The sequence below is a fragment of the Enterobacter sp. ku-bf2 genome (assembly GCF_001742765.1).
Taxonomy (GTDB): domain Bacteria; phylum Pseudomonadota; class Gammaproteobacteria; order Enterobacterales; family Enterobacteriaceae; genus Enterobacter; species Enterobacter quasiroggenkampii.
The window spans coordinates 369,571-386,137 of the sequence record NZ_MDVW01000012.1 but is presented as its reverse complement, the minus strand read 5'-3'; the positions used below and the strand labels follow the sequence as shown (position 1 = coordinate 386,137).

Genomic DNA, 16,567 nt, shown 5'->3' with positions numbered 1-16,567 from the left:
CATTCCTCCATGTTGCGAAGAGTGCCCATTAACAGGGCGCATGCCAGCAAGCTTAGCGGGTCTTGTTCAGTTGTCCATAAGACAAGGATTAGTTGAACAATTCCTGGACATGATGAATCCCCTCTTTCGCCAGCTGGAAAGCGATAAACCACATCACCAGGCCGACCAGGGTATTAATGATGCGCTGGGCTTTGGCCGTACGCAGGCGGGGCGCCAGCCATGCCGCCAGAATGGCGAGACCGAAGAACCACAGGAAAGAGGCGCTGACCGTGCCGAGCGCAAACCAGCGTTTCGGTTCAACGTCCAGTTGACCGCCCAGGCTGCCCAGCACGACGAAGGTGTCGAGATAGACATGAGGGTTTAGCCAGGTCACTGCCAGCATGGTGACGATAATCTTCCAGCGGCCCTGCTTCATGACCTCCGCGCTCGCCAGCTCGAGGTTGCTGCTCATCGCCGTTTTTAGGGCGCCGAATCCGTACCAGAGCAGAAACGCCACGCCGCCCCAGGTGACCAGCGCCAGCAGCCACGGAGACTGCATCAGCAGCGCGCTGCCGCCAAAAATCCCGGCGCAGATCAGCAGTAAATCGCTTACCGCGCACAGCAGGGCAATCATCAGATGGTACTGGCGGCGGATGCCCTGATTCATCACGAACGCATTTTGCGGGCCGAGGGGAAGGATCATGGCTGCACCTAAGGCAAGCCCTTGAAAATAATAAGATAGCATGACGATTTTCTCGCAGTGTTGTTCTGGAAGCCGACTATACTGCGCGAATTACATAAGAGGAAATGGATAATATTAATTGGGTATTAGCGGAGCTTATAAAAATAAAGCCCGGTGGCGCTAGCGCTTACCGGGCCTACGGGTGACGTTATTCTGCTTCTTTGACTGTTTTGACGTTTACGTCCATCTGCGGGTACGGGAAGCTGATGCCGTTGGCGTCGAAGTCGCGCTTAATGCGTTCCAGCACGTCCCAGTACACGTTTTGCAGATCGCTGCTTTTGCTCCAGATACGCACCACAAAGTTAATGGAGGAAGCGCCGAGTTCATTCAGGCGAACCGTCTGCTCTTTGTCTTTCAGGATACGGTCGTCTGAAGCAATGATGTTGGTAATCAGCGACTTCACCTGATCGATATCGGAGTCGTATGCCACGCTAATAATCAGTTCGTTACGACGCACCGGCTCACGGGAGAAGTTGATGATGTTGCCCGCGATAATTTTCCCGTTCGGCACGACCACGATGCGGCCATCGACGGTGCGCATGGTCGTTGAGAAAATTTGTACCTGCAGCACGGTTCCGGCAATGCCGCCAAGGTCAACGTACTCGCCGGAGCGGAACGGACGGAAGGTCACCAGCAGAACGCCTGCCGCCAGGTTTGAAAGCGAGCCCTGCAGCGCCAGACCAATAGCCAGACCGGCGGCACCGAGAACGGCGATGACGGAGGCGGTTTGCACCCCAACACGGCCCAGCGCCGCAATCAGCGTAAAGGCGATAATGCCGTAACGCACCAGTGCGGAGAGGAAGTCAGCCACCGTGGCATCAATGTGACGGGCCAGCATCACGCGGTTAACCGTATTCGAGACAATACGCGCCACGATCATCCCGACGATGATGATGGCAATCGCCGCGACGATGTTCACGGCATAGCTCAGCAGCAGGGCCTGGTTGCGCACCAGCCAGTTACCGGCGTTATTGATGCTGTCTACAACATCGAGTTGTTCCATTTATTCTTCCTTTTGTTAAACCAAAACACAAAATCCATCCCCCATGGAGACAGGCAGGTCTGTAAAGGGTAAACAAAAAGCACTGGTTTTGCCAAACAGATCACAAAAGCAGGTCTGGCAGGGTATTGAAAAAGCATAAAAAAAGGCCCGCATTTGCGGGCCTTCTGATGCTGTTAGCAGCTCAAATTACAGAACGTCGATCGCGTTCAGTTCTTTGAAAGCCTGCTCCAGACGGGTCACCATGGACGTCTGCGCTGCGCGCAGCCATACGCGTGGATCGTAGTATTTCTTGTTCGGCTGGTCTTCGCCTTTCGGGTTGCCCAGCTGGCCCTGCAGGTAAGCTTCGTTCGCTTTGTAGTACTGCAGGATACCGTCCCAGGTTGCCCACTGGGTGTCGGTATCGATGTTCATTTTCACAACGCCGTAGCTTACGGAGTCTTTGATTTCCTGAGCAGAAGAACCGGAACCGCCGTGGAAGACGAAGTTCAGGCTGTTGTGCGGCAGGTTGTGTTTCTTGGAAACGTATTCCTGAGAATCACGCAGGATGGTTGGGGTCAGAACCACGTTGCCTGGTTTGTAAACGCCGTGTACGTTACCGAAGGACGCTGCGATGGTGAAGCGTGGGCTGATTTTGCTCAGCTCGGTGTAAGCGTAATCAACGTCTTCTGGCTGGGTGTACAGTGCAGAAGCGTCCATGTGGCTGTTGTCCACGCCGTCTTCTTCACCGCCGGTGCAACCCAGTTCGATTTCCAGGGTCATGTCCATTTTGGCCATGCGCGCCAGGTACTTAGAGCAGATTTCGATGTTTTCGTGCAGTGACTCTTCAGACAGGTCGATCATGTGAGAAGAGAACAGTGGCTTACCGGTTGCCGCGAAGTGTTTTTCACCCGCGTCCAGCAGACCGTCGATCCACGGCAGCAGTTTCTTCGCGCAGTGGTCAGTGTGCAGGATAACTGGAACACCGTAGTGCTCAGCCATCTGGTGAACGTGGTGCGCACCAGAGATAGCGCCCAGGATTGCAGCCCCCTGAGGAATGTCAGTTTTCACGCCTTTACCTGCGATGAACGCAGCGCCGCCGTTAGAGAACTGAACGATAACCGGTGCTTTAACTTTTGCAGCGGTTTCCAGTACGGCGTTGATGGAGTCGGTACCCACGCAGTTAACTGCTGGCAGAGCGAAGTTGTTTTCTTTAGCTACCTGGAACACTTTCTGTACGTCATCACCAGTGATAACGCCAGGTTTTACGAAATCAAAAATTTTAGACATGTTGCTTAGTCCTGTATCTTCGGCCGTTAGAAAAGGTGCGAGCTCTTAAAAGCGCGCTGAAAATTGGGCAGGTTTCCCTGCCCTTGAATGGCTTACTTCTTAGCGCGCTCTTCGAGCATTGCTACTGCTGGCAGTACTTTGCCTTCCACGAATTCGAGGAATGCGCCGCCACCAGTGGAGATGTAGGAGATCTTGTCAGCGATACCGAACAGGTCGATTGCTGCCAGGGTGTCACCACCGCCTGCGATAGAGAACGCTTCGCTGTCTGCGATAGCGTTAGCAACGATTTCAGTCCCTTTGCGGAAGTTCGGGAATTCGAACACGCCAACCGGACCGTTCCACAGGATAGTTTTTGCGTTTTTGAGGATTTCAGCCAGTTTCTGTGCAGAAACGTCGCCCAGATCCAGAATCTGCTCTTCGTCTTTGATGTCGTTTACAGACTTCAGAGTCGCGGTTGCGGTTTCGGAGAACTCGGTCGCGACGCGAACGTCAGTTGGAACCGGGATATCACAGGTACCCAGCAGGCGTTTGGCTTCGTCAACCAGGTCTGCTTCGTACAGGGATTTACCCACGTTGTGGCCCTGAGCGGCAACGAAGGTGTTCGCGATACCACCGCCAACGATCAGCTGGTCAGCGATTTTAGACAGGGAATCCAGAACGGTCAGTTTGGTAGAAACTTTAGAACCACCAACGATAGCCACCATTGGACGAGCAGGTTCTTTCAGTGCTTTACCCAGCGCTTCCAGTTCGTCAGCCAGCAGAGGACCGGCACACGCAACGTCTGCGAATTTACCGATACCGTGGGTAGACGCCTGAGCACGGTGCGCCGTACCGAAGGCATCCATCACGAACACGTCGCACAGTGCAGCGTATTTTTTGGAAAGGGTTTCGTCGTCTTTCTTCTCGCCTTTGTTGAAGCGAACGTTTTCCAGAACAACCAGTTCACCGGCTGCTACGTCAACGCCATCCAGGTAATCTTTCACCAGGCGAACCGGGTTGGACAGTTTGTCTTTCAGGTAATTAACCACTGGCAGCAGAGAGAACTCTTCGTTGTACTCGCCTTCAGTTGGACGACCCAGGTGGGAGGTGACCATCACTTTCGCGCCCTGCTTCAGAGCCAGCTCGATGGTTGGCAGAGATGCACGGATACGCGCGTCGCTGGTCACTTTGCCATCTTTAACCGGTACGTTCAGATCGGCACGGATGAAAACGCGTTTACCAGCCAGATCCAGATCGGTCATCTTAATTACAGACATGGTGAATCCTCTCGTTGATTCTTAAAGTTTTGCAGACGCACGATGCGTCTTACCTGAAACCTTGAGCAGCCATTGCTAACGTGGTGTCGAGCATTCGGTTAGCAAAGCCCCATTCGTTATCACACCAGACCAGCGTCTTGATAAGGTGTGCGCCACTGACCCTCGTTTGCGTGCCATCGACGATGGCGCTGTGCGGGTCGTGGTTAAAATCTACTGAGACCAACGGTAATTCCGTATAGTCAACTATACCATGAAATGCCCCCTGTGCCGCTTTTTGCAGCAACAGGTTGACTTCACAGGCTTTTACCGGTTTTTTCACCGTTACGCTAAGGTCGATTGCGGTGACGTTGATCGTTGGGACACGCACGGCAATCGCTTCAAAACGGTCATTGAACTGCGGAAAAATTCGGGTGATCCCTGCCGCCAGTTTCGTATCCACCGGAATGATTGACTGGCTCGCTGCACGCGTGCGCCGTAAATCCGGGTGGTAAGCGTCAATGACCTGCTGATCGTGCATGGCGGAGTGAATCGTGGTCACGGTGCCGGACTCAATGCCATACGCATCGTCTAACAGTTTGATGACCGGAATAATGCAGTTGGTGGTACAGGAGGCGTTGGAAACAATGCGGTGTTCGGCCTGCAACTCATGCTGGTTGACGCCAAACACGACGGTCGCGTCGAGGTCGTTACTGCCGGGATGAGAAAACAGAACTTTTTTCGCGCCGGCTGTCAGATGCGCTTCGCCATGTTCGCGATTGCCATACACTCCGGTACAGTCAAGTACGACATCCACACCCAGTTCACGCCAGGGTAGCCCGGAGATGCTATTCTCATGCAGCACACGAATCGCGTCATCACCCACAAAAAGCTGATCTCTTTCCTGACGCACATCCCAGGCAAAGCGTCCGTGGCTGGTGTCATACTTCAATAAATGCGCCATGCCCGCAGCATCCGCCAGTTCATTGATTGCCACCACGGTTATTTCCGCCCGACGTCCGGATTCATACAAAGCACGAACCACATTACGCCCGATGCGACCGAAGCCATTAATCGCTACGCGTACGGTCATAGATCTCCTGCAAAGCAATCCCTGAGTGTGAGGTGGCTGAAAGAGTAATCCAGCTACGCCCGAAGGGGAATCCTTGCTGTCACAAACTGCGATTGATTGGTCAATTGTCGAACATTTAATCGACTGAAACGCTTCAGCAAGAATAAGCGAATCGGGGAATAAAAGGAATGTCTGTCCAGATGAATAAGCGAGCTATATGACTTGCGTCACATTTTCGGTGGAATAATGACGCAAAAAAAGCCGGGTGGCGCGCTAGCGCTTACCCGGCCTACTTTCGAGCCATTTGTAGACCCGGTAAGCGTAGCGCCACCGGGCAAAACGGCGATTACAGCAGTTCTTTCGCTTTAGCGACAACGTTCTCAACGGTGAAGCCGAACTCTTCGAACAGCTGCTCTGCCGGCGCAGACTCACCGAAGGTGGTCATGCCGACGATAGCGCCGTTCAGGCCCACGTATTTGAACCAGTAGTCAGCGATACCCGCTTCCACTGCCACGCGAGCGGAAACCGCTTTAGGCAGTACGGATTCACGGTAAGCGGCATCCTGCTTGTCGAACGCGTCGGTAGACGGCATGGAGACCACGCGCGCCTTCACGCCTTCGGCAGTCAGTTTTTCCCATGCGGCAACAGCCAGTTCAACTTCAGAACCGGTAGCGATGAAGATCAGCTCTGGCTGGCCCGCGCAATCTTTCAGCACGTAACCACCGCGAGCGATGTTCGCCAGCTGCTCTGGCGTACGCTCCTGCTGTGCCAGGTTCTGACGGGAGAGGATCAGCGCGGTAGGACCGTCCTGACGCTCAACGCCGTATTTCCACGCTACCGCGGATTCAACCTGGTCACACGGACGCCATGTGCTCATGTTCGGGGTCACGCGCAGGGAAGCCACCTGCTCTACCGGCTGGTGAGTTGGACCGTCTTCGCCCAGACCGATGGAGTCGTGGGTGTAAACCATCACCTGACGCTGTTTCATCAGCGCCGCCATACGCACGGCGTTACGCGCATATTCAACGAACATCAGGAAGGTAGAGGTGTACGGCAGGAAACCACCGTGCAGGGAGATACCGTTGGCAATCGCAGTCATACCGAATTCACGTACACCGTAATGGATGTAGTTACCGGCAGTGTCTTCGTTGATTGGCTTAGAACCGGACCACAGGGTCAGGTTAGATGGCGCCAGGTCAGCGGAGCCGCCGAGGAACTCAGGCAGCAGAGGACCAAACGCTTCAATGGCATTCTGAGACGCTTTACGGCTCGCAATTTTAGACGGGTTCGCCTGCAGCTTAGCGATGAACTCGTTCGCTTTCGCGTCGAAGTCAGACGGCATGTCACCTTTCATACGACGGGTGAATTCAGCCGCTTCCTGTGGGAAGGCTTTCGCGTAAGCCGCAAACTTCTCGTTCCACGCCGCTTCTTTCGCCTGGCCTACTTCTTTTGCATCCCACTGAGCATAGATCTCAGATGGGATTTCGAATGCAGGGTATTTCCAGCCCAGCGCTTCGCGGGTCAGTGCAATTTCCGCGTCGCCCAGCGGCGCGCCGTGGGAGTCGTGCGTACCCGCTTTGTTCGGGGAACCGAAGCCGATGATGGTTTTGCACATCAGCAGGGACGGTTTGTCCGTCACAGCGCGCGCTTCTTCTACTGCACGTTTAATCGAGTCAGCATCGTGACCATCAACGCCACGCACAACGTGCCAGCCGTAAGCTTCGAAACGTTTAGCGGTGTCGTCAGTGAACCAGCCTTCAACGTGACCGTCGATGGAGATACCGTTGTCGTCATAGAACGCAACCAGTTTACCCAGCTTCAGGGTACCTGCCAGGGAGCACACTTCGTGAGAAATGCCTTCCATCATGCAGCCGTCGCCCATGAACGCGTAGGTGAAGTGATCAACGATGTCGTGGCCAGGACGGTTGAACTGCGCCGCCAGGGTCTTCTCAGCGATCGCCATACCCACAGCGTTAGCAATACCCTGACCCAGAGGGCCGGTGGTGGTTTCTACGCCAGCGGTGTAGCCCACTTCCGGGTGACCTGGAGTTTTGGAGTGCAGCTGACGGAAGTTTTTCAGCTCTTCGATAGGCAGATCGTAGCCGGTGAGGTGCAGCAGGCTATAGATCAGCATAGAGCCGTGGCCGTTAGACAGTACGAAACGGTCGCGGTCAGCCCATGACGGGTTCTGCGGGTTGTGGTTCAGGAAATCGCGCCACAGGACTTCGGCGATATCAGCCATACCCATAGGGGCCCCTGGGTGGCCGGATTTGGCTTTCTGTACTGCGTCCATGCTCAGCGCACGAATAGCATTAGCAAGCTCTTTACGTGAGGACATTTTAACTCCAGATCGGACTGTTAAAGGCCATGCCCTTGACGACAGCGCGTTTTGGGCTACGCCGGAAAAAAGTGCCAACAATGTAACCCAAGCGGCATGCCATGTACATGGACCATTCTTTTGCAGCTTAAGAAATCTCTGGATCATGCTCGCATGTTGCGCAATCTGCTCGCCCGGCCCTGTAGATATTCCTTATACTTAGCCCGACACCGGCTTCGCTGACGGTGCACTTTTCGGATTTTATTCAGATTAACGAGTACGGAAGCAACCTCATGAAAATGCGTGCAATAGTGCTGGCCCTGGGTACAACGCTCCTGCTGAGCGGCTGTCAGAATATGGATTCTAACGGCCTGATGACCTCAGGCGCAGAGGCCTTTCAGGCCTATTCCCTGAGCGATGCGCAGGTAAAAGCGCTGAGCGACCAGGCATGTAAAGATATGGACGGAAAAGCCACGCTTGCGCCGGCTAACAGTACCTACACGCAGCGTCTGAATAAGATTGCTTCCGCGCTGGGCGATAACATCAACGGCCAGCCGGTGAACTACAAGGTTTACATGGCGAAAGACGTCAACGCCTTCGCGATGGCGAACGGCTGTATCCGCGTTTACAGCGGCCTGATGGATATGATGACCGACAACGAAGTGGAAGCGGTCATCGGCCATGAAATGGGCCACGTTGCGCTGGGCCACGTGAAGAAAGGGATGCAGGTTGCCTTAGGCACCAATGCCATCCGCGCAGCGGCGGCCTCAGCAGGCGGTATCGTTGGCAGCCTGTCCCAGTCACAGCTTGGCGACGTGGGTGAAAAACTGGTGAACTCCCAGTTCTCCCAGCGTCAGGAGTCCGAAGCGGATGACTACTCCTACGATCTGTTGCGCAAACGCGGCATTAATCCATCCGGTTTAGCCACCAGCTTTGAAAAACTGGCCAAACTGGAAGCAGGACGTCAAAGCTCTATGTTTGACGATCACCCTGCCTCAGAAGAGCGCGCACAGCATATTCGCGACCGTATGGCCGCAGACGGAATTAAATAATTTCAGAAGGAGGCAGTTTTGCCTCCTTTTTATTTCGCATGAAATGTTAACTTAACAGCACGTATCGATAACACCTCTGAAAGCCCCGCCAAATCTGCCCTGTCACATTGAAACGTCTGGTCACATAATTATTGCAAAGGTCACTTTTTCCGGTAATTATCACCCCTGCAGTTATTCAATTAATATATCCAGACAGAGACGTTCCCTCCGTGAAAAAAGAATTATCATTAATTGCTTTAAGTTTATTTTCCGCATTACCTGCCGCTGCAAGCCAGCAATCCGACAGCCAGGGTTTTATTGACGACAGCCATCTGGACCTGTTTTTACGCAATGCGTACATCAGCCGTGATTATCATCAGGGCCAGCAGGACAAAGCCGAATGGGGTCAGGGGATCATCGCCACGTTTGCATCCGGCTATACCGAAGGGCTGGTGGGCTTTGGTGTGGACGGTATTGCTCAATACGGCGTGCGCCTGGACGGCGGTCGCGGCAAGAGCGGCGCAGGCGGCATCGACTTCTTTAAGCAGGAAGACGACGGCCGGGCAAAATCCGATCTGGCAAAGTTTGGCGCAACCGCCAAAATGCGCATCTCGAATACCGTACTGAGCTACGGGAATCAGCGTCCTGAGCTGCCCATCGTCAATGCCGACAGCTCTCGCCTGCTCTTTGAAAGCTACACCGGCGCTATGCTGACCTCAAAAGAGATCGACGGTCTGGAAATTAACGCCGGTTATTTCACCGACGAGCAGCGTAAAAGTGACGACCGCCACGACAGCGGGCTGAAGAGCCTCTCCTTCGGCGGCGCGAGCTACCAGTTCAACGATCAGTTCAGCGGCGCGTTTTACGCCTCTCACAATGAAGAGGTGATGAACAAGCAGTATCTGGGCCTGAACTTCAAACAGCCGTTCAGCACCGGGCAGCAGTTGGTGCTCGACTTCAACGGCTATAACTCCCGTCTCGATCAGAGTTACGCGGACAGCCTCGATACGGGCCGCAGCAACGCTATCTGGAGCCTGGCGGCGAGCTACATCTGGGATATTCACACGTTCAAAGTGGCGTACCAGCAGAGCAGCGGCAGCACCGGCTACAACTACGGCGGCTACCGCGACCAGGGCGGCGTGGGTGATGGCGGTAACACCATCTGGCTGGCAAACTCCTACTGGTCTGATTTTAACGGCGAAGATGAACGTTCCTGGCAGGCATCCTACGGTCTGGACTTTGGCGGCCTTGGCCTGCCGGGTCTGAGCTGGACCACCGCCTACGTGCGCGGGGACAACATCAAAACCGCGGAAACCAGCAACGGCAAAGAGCACGAGTGGTTTAACCAGATCCAGTACCAGGTGCAGGATGGCCCGGCGAAGGATCTGAAACTGAAACTGCGCTATTCCGTGCTGCGCGTCTCCAGCAACGCCAGCGACTATAACGTGGGCGGGGACGAGATCCGCGCTTACGTGGAATACCCGTTTAACATGTTCTAAAGGCAATAAAAAACCTCTCCAGGGAGAGGTTTTTTTTACGCCAGAAGAGGCTTATTCGCCTTTTTTGGCTGCCTGGATGTAGAGCATTTCCAGTGCCAGGGTCGCTGCGGCCAGCGCAGTGATCTCGGACTGGTCGTACGCAGGCGCCACTTCCACCACGTCCATCCCGACAATGTTGAGATCCTTCAGGCCGCGCACCAGCTTGATGGCGCGGTCTGAGGTCAGGCCGCCGATTACCGGGGTACCGGTACCCGGTGCAAATGCCGGATCGAGGCAGTCGATGTCGAAGGTCAGATACACGGGCATATCACCCACGATCTGCTTCACCTGCGCGAGGATGTCATCCACGCCGCGGTCGTTAACCTGACCCGCATCCAGCACGGTGAAGCCGTTATCTTTGTCGAACTCAGTGCGAATACCGATCTGCACGGAGTGGCTCGGGTCGATCAGACCTTCGTTCGGCGCGGTAAAGAACATGGTGCCGTGGTCAAACTCACAGCCGTTCGCGTAGGTGTCGGTATGCGCATCAAAGTGTACCAGCGCCATTTTACCGAAGTGCTTCGCGTGGGCACGCAGCAGCGGCAGGGTCACGAAGTGGTCGCCGCCGAAGGAGAGCATGCGCTTACCGGCAGCCAGCAACTTCTCGGCGTGGGCCTGCAGCTTTTCGCTCATCTCACGCGCATCACCAAAGGCATACACCAGGTCACCGCAGTCCACCACGTTCAGGCGCTCGCGCATGTCGAAGTTCCACGGGAAACGGTTGTGCTCCCAGGCCAGGTTAGTGGAAACCTGACGGATCGCTGCCGGGCCATGACGCCCACCCGCACGGCCTGACGTTGCCATGTCGAACGGCACGCCAGTGATCACCCAGTCCGCGTCACTGTCGTACGGCTGGAAGTTCATCGGAAGGCGTAAAAAACCAAACGCGTTAGATACCAGAGAGTTATCGTACTGATGACCTAAAGTGCTCATGTCCTGTCCTCGTATCATAGATAGACGATCGTTGCTAAAGGTGAAAAAAAATCCCTTCCGCGTCGTTAAGCCCGACGAGGAAGGGATCGTTTCATATCGTAATGCTGTATGGCGCTAAGAATAGCGCCTGACTCCATTAAATTCAAGCGACTCATAAATACAAATTATATAGCCAACCCCTACCATTCATCGAATAAAACAATAGCCATAAAAATATTATAATCTTTACATCTCTAATATTTTCCCAATGAATATTTAAATACTCCCATTACGGGCTCACCCCTTATAATTCAAGAGTAAAGTCTTTCCATAACACATTCATACATACATAGACAGCATGAGATAGTCCGAATTCGGATTTTATTTAGTTATAGCGTGTAGTTTTCTCTTATTTTACTCCCTACAATCCCGCCGCTTTATTAAAATTTATTTCTAAATGGAATTACTTATGAACAAATATTTAAAAATTGGTCTTTTTACCATTCTGGCGGGAGCGGGTTCTGCAGCAGCGGCAGAAGATGGCACGATTACCTTTGACGGTACTATCAGTGACGCAACCTGTGCTATTACAGGCGGTGATGCACAGGGTGAATCCACCTCTCCTGATTTCACCGTGCATCTGCCAAGCGTCAGCACCACCGCGCTGGCAACAGCTGGTCAACGCGCGGGTGACACGCCATTCTTCATTAAACTGAGCGGTGCAAATTGCACCAACAACAAAGTCGCCAGCGTCTTCTTCGAACTGGCACAGAGCACCAATATCAACGCCACCACCGGTAACCTGAGAAACACCGTCACGACGGGCGGTGCCGATAAAGTTGAAATCGGCCTGTTAGATTCCAGCAAAGCGGTTATGAACCTGAACACCGCAAACAACAGTCCGAAAACAGCGACCATTACAGGTAATACCGCTCGCTTCGACTACTGGGCGCAATACGTTGCCACCGGCGGTGCGGCGACGGCCGGTAAAGTCACCACTGACGTCGTTTATTCCATTAAGTATCAGTAATACCTCTAAGCAGTGGGATTTATCCCACTGCTTTCCCTGCCACATATAGGAACGTTGAGCCTGATGGTCAGTAATATTTTGAAAGTGATGTTAATGGTGACATTGACGTGGTTCCCCTGCGCCAACGCCACTATACAAATTTTAACGACTCGCGTGGCATTCAATGCAAACGAGAGTGAACAAACCGTTCGCGTGAATAACCTCAGTAAAAACCCGGAGTTGGTGCAGGTATGGCTTTCCAGCACCGATAAAACCGATGGAACAGAGAAGGAGAACCTTCCGTTCTTTATCAACCCTCCCGCTGCGCGCGTTAACGGTCAAAAAGGGAAAGTTTTCCGTATCTTCCAGACAGCGGAAGCCGCAGGAAAATACCCGAAAGATCGCGAAACGCTGCTCTGGCTAAACGTGCTGGATATTCCACCAGAACTGCCTGAAGAGGCGGATCAGAACCAGATAAAAATGGCGTTCCGCACAATGATCAAATTTTTCTATCGCCCAGCGGGCCTGAAGGGCAATCCCATGCAGGCTGGCGACGATCTGAAGTGGGAATTGCGTAAAGCGGCAAAAGGCTACGACGTGGTGGGAACCAATAACTCACCTTTCCACGTGAGCATGACCAGCGTCTGGCTGACGAATGCCGACAATAAAGACATCGAGATCCCGGGTGACATGATTGTCCCTTATGGAACGCTGGTTTATCACTTTCCGCAGGTCAGCGCAGTGAGCGGACGCGGCATATTTAAATACAACTATATCACTGATTTAGGCGCATATATTAAGCGCACTTATAACTTTTAATATTTTATACGTTCTACCTTTGGGAAGGTTAAATGTCCGCACGCCATAATAAATACAGGCTTCTCAAAAAAGCGAAAAGCACCCTTGGCCAGATCATTATTCTGGCATTGTGCGTTTCAGGCCAGGCTAACGCCGAAGCAGAGAAAAAAGCGGTAAACTTTTCTCGCGGCTTTATGAATTTCTATAACAGTGGGTTAGACCTTAGCCAGTTCGACGGGGTAGATAAAATCCAGCCCGGAGATTACAAACTGGAAGTATTTAGCAACCTGAGGAAATTAGGCACCTGGCCCATTTCATTTATTCCGGCAAAAAATAAGCAGGGCGTAAATGCCTGCATGACGCCTGAAATGATTATCCGCTTTGACGTCGACACCCGCAAACTGCCGGAAAACTGGAAAACGGGCCGCTGCCTGATCCTTGAAACGCTTGTGCCCGGCGCAACCGTGACCTACAACCAGGATGATGAGCGTCTGGACGTCACCGTCCCGCAGGCGATGCTGCTTAATACGCCGGAGGGATACATCAGCCCTGAGCTATGGGACGACGGTGAACCTACCCTCATGGCCTCCTATGCGCTGAGTGGTTCAAGCACGCGCAACCGTGAGTTGGGCGAAACCAGCAACTATCTCTTTGGTAACCTGCAAACGGCGATGACCCTCGGGGCGTGGCGTTTTGTGACCTATGACACCCTGAACCTCGGCAACGATATTGACGATGAGGGGGTCGATCATCTGCAGGCATTTGCCAGCCGGGGGATTGCAGCATTGCAGTCTGAAGTGGTGCTGGGCGATCTCAACACCAGCGGGGAGATGTTTGATACAACGGCCATTCGCGGCGCAAGGCTTGCCACCGACGATCGCATGCTGCCGGACTCCGTGCGCTACTACGCGCCTGTTGTACGGGGTTTTGCCAACAGCAACGCCACGGTCACCATTAAGCAGTCCGACAGCACCCTCTACGAAAAAGTGGTGCCGCCGGGTGAGTTTGCCATCAGCGATCTCTATGCAACAGGCTACAACGGCGATCTGGAGGTCACCGTCAAAGAGACGGATGGCACCATCAACACCTTTACGGTCCCCTACTCCAGCGTTCCGCAGCTGTTGCGCGAAGGTTACTTCCGCTATTCGCTCTCGTCGGGGGAAATGCGTAATACGTATCTTGCCGATGCGCCATGGATGACCGAGGGCACGCTTCAGTACGGTCTGCTGAATAATCTGACGGGGTACGTGGGTGCGCAAACCGCGTTTGATGGCGATTACAACGCCCTGCTGGGTGGTGTGGCCATCAATACCCCGCTCGGGGCATTAGGTCTGGACGTTACCCGCTCTTATACGAACTTTAACACAGGTATGGGGAGCGATGACTGCGGTTCACTGTGTGACATGTCCCTGCGAATCAGTCTTGCTAAAAACCTTTCAGAAACCGGTACAAACTTCAGTCTGGTAGGTTACCGCTACTCCAGTAAAGATTACTACTCGCTGGCGGATGCCGTCAGCGTGAAGCAGGCGCTGGAGCACGGTAACGACCGATATTTACCCGAGCGCTACCGTGAACGCCTGGAAGCAAACATCAACCAGATGCTGCCTGCCGGCTGGGGAAGTTTTTACGTCAGTGGTTTCATCGGCAACGTCTGGAACGATGAACTGGGCCGCACGGAAAAATCCAACTACGCGCTGGGATACAACAACCGGTTTGGCACGTCGACCTGGGGTATTTCACTTGGCCGAACCAATAATGAAGACGGTGGTCATGACGATACGATCTACCTGAGCGTATCCATGCCGCTTGGCCATCGTTATGAAAAACAGGCCCGCCTGGGGGCGAACTTTAGCTACAACAGCGATGAGGCCACCATCCGCACCTCGCTCAGCGGCTCGGCTGGCGAGCGCTCACAGTATGGCTTCAGCGGCTACTTCAGCGAGTCCAGCAGGCCGGAAACCAACTTCGGTACCAACCTTTCTTACGTGGGCGATAGCGCTTCCGGCGGCGTCGCGTTCAGCCAGTCCCTCCACAGCTTCATGGGCGGTCTGAATATGAACGGTGGCGTGGTTGTGCACCGTGGCGGCATCAATTTGACCCCAACGTTAGGCGACACCATTGGCGTAATCGAGGCCAAAGGCGCTGAAGGGGCAAGAGTTTACCCTGATTCAAATGCGGTCATTAAAGATAACGGCTATGGCATTGTCGGCTATCTGACGCCTTACCGATACAACGATGTCTTCATTGATCCAAAAGGTACATCAATGAGCGTCGACGTCGAGGATACGCGTAAGAGCATTGTGCCCACCGCGGGTGCCGCCGTGCATATCAAAATGGAAACGCAGCAGAAGCAACAGACCTTTGTGCGCTTCACACATGCCTCCGGGCAGAAGATCCCCTTCGGTGCATCCATTACCGACGGTAGCGACGCCACGCTCGGTATGGTCGGCCAGGGTGGCCTGGCAATGTTGACCTTGCCTGAATCTGGCAAGCCGATCGTTATTAAATGGAATAGCAATAAGGTGATGAATACGTGCTCAGCAGAGGTCAATCACCTTTCTGATAACAGAAAAAACCGCAATATGAATAAAGCCACCTCCTTTGATGCAATAGATATTATCTGCAAAGGCCTTTAAGAGAAAATGAATAAATACATTACGACTCTGCTTTATCTCCTTATATTATCACTGTTATGGATATTTAGCCTTGAAGTAAAAGCCTCAGCGTGCAGAATCGACGGTGTGGAAAAAGTGTTAAATATCACAGACAACATTACGCTGAACCCTGCGGATAAAGGCTCCGCAGGAACGGTATTATGGTCTAAAACCTATACCGCACCTAACATCAAATATAGCTGTGATGAATCAACGCAAACGCAGTGGCACACTGCATACAGCCGAAATTATCTCTCTTCCTCGATAGATAAAGTCTATGCAACCGAAATTCCGGGCATTGGTATTCGGATGAAATGGCCAGCCAATACCGGAAACGCCTGGGTGCCGGGTAACTCCGGCTCTCCTGTGACCTGTAGTCCGAGCTGTTCAATCGATAACAGCACGGTGCTACTGGAGTTTGTTCAGACCGGCACCATTAATCAGGGTGAAACCGAGATCCCTGCCGGTGAAATGGTTAACGTAAAAGTCAAACCTTTGCTCACGCCAGAGGATGAGCTTCGTATTCTTACTATCAATTTATCAGTACCGATTAAAGTGAATACGCGTTCATGCTCCATTTATCCCTCGTCGACAAACGTCAATTTAGGGACCTACAGTATTGCCTCATTCCAGAACACACCAAATTACCAGGGCGATAAAAAAGACTTTTCTATTACCATCACGTGCCCGGAAGCGGAACAAGTTGGCTTAACTATCTCTTCTATGCTCAGGACAAAATTCGCAGAATCGAGCGGTATTCTGGGGGTGGAGACCGGCGAAGGCTACGCCCAAAACTTCGCGATTATGGTTTACGAAAAATCGAGCACGTATGTTTCAACGCCCCTTATTCTTGAGAAACTCATTGTTTTCCCGGTTTCATCCCGAGTAACGAAAAACTATCAGGCTCAGATTTACGTTCCTACAGAAGTTAATCGCGCAAATTCATTAAGTGCTGGCAGGGTGGTCGGCGCAATTCAATACACCATGGCTATACAATAATTTTCAAGGAGAGAT

Annotated in this window: 13 protein-coding genes; 6 read left to right on the top strand and 7 right to left on the bottom strand. The window is 53.0% G+C overall.

All coding sequences use genetic code 11. From position 1 onward, the window contains the following. Positions 1 to 88: 88 nt before the first annotated feature. From argO to tkt, 6 genes are all read right to left on the bottom strand, one after another. Complete coding sequence (argO, locus tag BFG58_RS14185) at positions 89 to 724, bottom strand: arginine exporter ArgO (RefSeq protein WP_021242063.1); 636 nt, start codon at positions 722 to 724, stop codon at positions 89 to 91. A gap of 145 nt (positions 725 to 869) precedes the next feature. After that, entirely contained in the window at positions 870 to 1,724 is an 855-nt protein-coding gene (locus BFG58_RS14180; protein WP_069719989.1) for a small-conductance mechanosensitive channel MscS, read from the bottom strand. A gap of 186 nt (positions 1,725 to 1,910) precedes the next feature. Continuing rightward, positions 1,911 to 2,990 carry a class II fructose-bisphosphate aldolase gene (gene fbaA, locus BFG58_RS14175; protein ID WP_008499731.1) on the bottom strand — a complete coding sequence of 360 codons (1,080 nt, stop codon included), beginning with the start codon at positions 2,988 to 2,990 and terminating at the stop codon, positions 1,911 to 1,913. 92 nt (positions 2,991 to 3,082) lie between these two features. Continuing rightward, positions 3,083 to 4,246 carry a phosphoglycerate kinase gene (pgk, locus tag BFG58_RS14170; RefSeq protein WP_008499732.1) on the bottom strand — a complete coding sequence of 388 codons (1,164 nt, stop codon included), beginning with the start codon at positions 4,244 to 4,246 and terminating at the stop codon, positions 3,083 to 3,085. Positions 4,247 to 4,295: 49 nt separating this feature from the next. Continuing rightward, positions 4,296 to 5,315: an erythrose-4-phosphate dehydrogenase gene (gene epd, locus BFG58_RS14165; protein WP_045909922.1), complete on the bottom strand. Its 1,020-nt coding sequence runs from the start codon at positions 5,313 to 5,315 to the stop codon at positions 4,296 to 4,298. A gap of 325 nt (positions 5,316 to 5,640) precedes the next feature. Next, complete coding sequence (gene tkt, locus BFG58_RS14160; protein ID WP_039265485.1) at positions 5,641 to 7,632, bottom strand: transketolase; 1,992 nt, start codon at positions 7,630 to 7,632, stop codon at positions 5,641 to 5,643. A gap of 272 nt (positions 7,633 to 7,904) precedes the next feature. Here tkt and BFG58_RS14155 point away from each other — a divergent pair, with 272 nt between their 5' ends. Then, the gene (locus tag BFG58_RS14155) at positions 7,905 to 8,663 is read left to right on the top strand and encodes a M48 family metallopeptidase (protein WP_021242066.1); all 759 of its coding nucleotides are present in this window, start codon (positions 7,905 to 7,907) and stop codon (positions 8,661 to 8,663) included. A 209-nt stretch (positions 8,664 to 8,872) separates the two neighbouring features. Then, the gene (locus BFG58_RS14150; protein ID WP_069719988.1) at positions 8,873 to 10,141 is read left to right on the top strand and encodes an OprD family outer membrane porin; all 1,269 of its coding nucleotides are present in this window, start codon (positions 8,873 to 8,875) and stop codon (positions 10,139 to 10,141) included. A gap of 51 nt (positions 10,142 to 10,192) precedes the next feature. Here the strand turns inward: BFG58_RS14150 and speB are convergent, their stop codons facing one another. Further along, positions 10,193 to 11,113 (bottom strand): agmatinase, encoded by a 921-nt coding sequence (gene speB, locus BFG58_RS14145; protein WP_069719987.1) that lies wholly within the window; start codon positions 11,111 to 11,113, stop codon positions 10,193 to 10,195. Positions 11,114 to 11,561: 448 nt separating this feature from the next. On the opposite strand from speB, the gene BFG58_RS14140 reads away from it, so the two are divergent. The 4 genes from BFG58_RS14140 to BFG58_RS14125 all read left to right on the top strand — a co-directional run bounded on the left by BFG58_RS14140 (position 11,562) and on the right by BFG58_RS14125 (position 16,552). Further along, positions 11,562 to 12,122: a fimbrial protein gene (locus BFG58_RS14140; RefSeq protein WP_045909925.1), complete on the top strand. Its 561-nt coding sequence runs from the start codon at positions 11,562 to 11,564 to the stop codon at positions 12,120 to 12,122. 63 nt (positions 12,123 to 12,185) lie between these two features. Continuing rightward, on the top strand, positions 12,186 to 12,920 hold the full coding sequence (locus BFG58_RS14135) for a molecular chaperone (RefSeq protein ID WP_080474241.1): 735 nt from the start codon (positions 12,186 to 12,188) through the stop codon (positions 12,918 to 12,920). A 32-nt stretch (positions 12,921 to 12,952) separates the two neighbouring features. Then, complete coding sequence (locus tag BFG58_RS14130; RefSeq protein WP_069719986.1) at positions 12,953 to 15,535, top strand: fimbria/pilus outer membrane usher protein; 2,583 nt, start codon at positions 12,953 to 12,955, stop codon at positions 15,533 to 15,535. A 105-nt stretch (positions 15,536 to 15,640) separates the two neighbouring features. Next, on the top strand, positions 15,641 to 16,552 hold the full coding sequence (locus BFG58_RS14125) for a fimbrial protein (protein ID WP_231597130.1): 912 nt from the start codon (positions 15,641 to 15,643) through the stop codon (positions 16,550 to 16,552). The last annotated feature ends 15 nt before the right edge of the window (positions 16,553 to 16,567 follow it).

What these genes read in the sequence shown, in the direction of transcription:
- argO (WP_021242063.1), bottom strand. Translation starts at nt 724, where the DNA reads ATGCTATCTTATTATTTTCAAGGGCTTGCCTTAGGTGCAGCCATGATC.
- BFG58_RS14180 (WP_069719989.1), bottom strand. Translation starts at nt 1,724, where the DNA reads ATGGAACAACTCGATGTTGTAGACAGCATCAATAACGCCGGTAACTGG.
- fbaA (WP_008499731.1), bottom strand. Translation starts at nt 2,990, where the DNA reads ATGTCTAAAATTTTTGATTTCGTAAAACCTGGCGTTATCACTGGTGAT.
- pgk (WP_008499732.1), bottom strand. Translation starts at nt 4,246, where the DNA reads ATGTCTGTAATTAAGATGACCGATCTGGATCTGGCTGGTAAACGCGTT.
- epd (WP_045909922.1), bottom strand. Translation starts at nt 5,315, where the DNA reads ATGACCGTACGCGTAGCGATTAATGGCTTCGGTCGCATCGGGCGTAAT.
- tkt (WP_039265485.1), bottom strand. Translation starts at nt 7,632, where the DNA reads ATGTCCTCACGTAAAGAGCTTGCTAATGCTATTCGTGCGCTGAGCATG.
- BFG58_RS14155 (WP_021242066.1), top strand. Translation starts at nt 7,905, where the DNA reads ATGAAAATGCGTGCAATAGTGCTGGCCCTGGGTACAACGCTCCTGCTG.
- speB (WP_069719987.1), bottom strand. Translation starts at nt 11,113, where the DNA reads ATGAGCACTTTAGGTCATCAGTACGATAACTCTCTGGTATCTAACGCG.
- BFG58_RS14140 (WP_045909925.1), top strand. Translation starts at nt 11,562, where the DNA reads ATGAACAAATATTTAAAAATTGGTCTTTTTACCATTCTGGCGGGAGCG.
- BFG58_RS14135 (WP_080474241.1), top strand. Translation starts at nt 12,186, where the DNA reads ATGGTCAGTAATATTTTGAAAGTGATGTTAATGGTGACATTGACGTGG.
- BFG58_RS14130 (WP_069719986.1), top strand. Translation starts at nt 12,953, where the DNA reads ATGTCCGCACGCCATAATAAATACAGGCTTCTCAAAAAAGCGAAAAGC.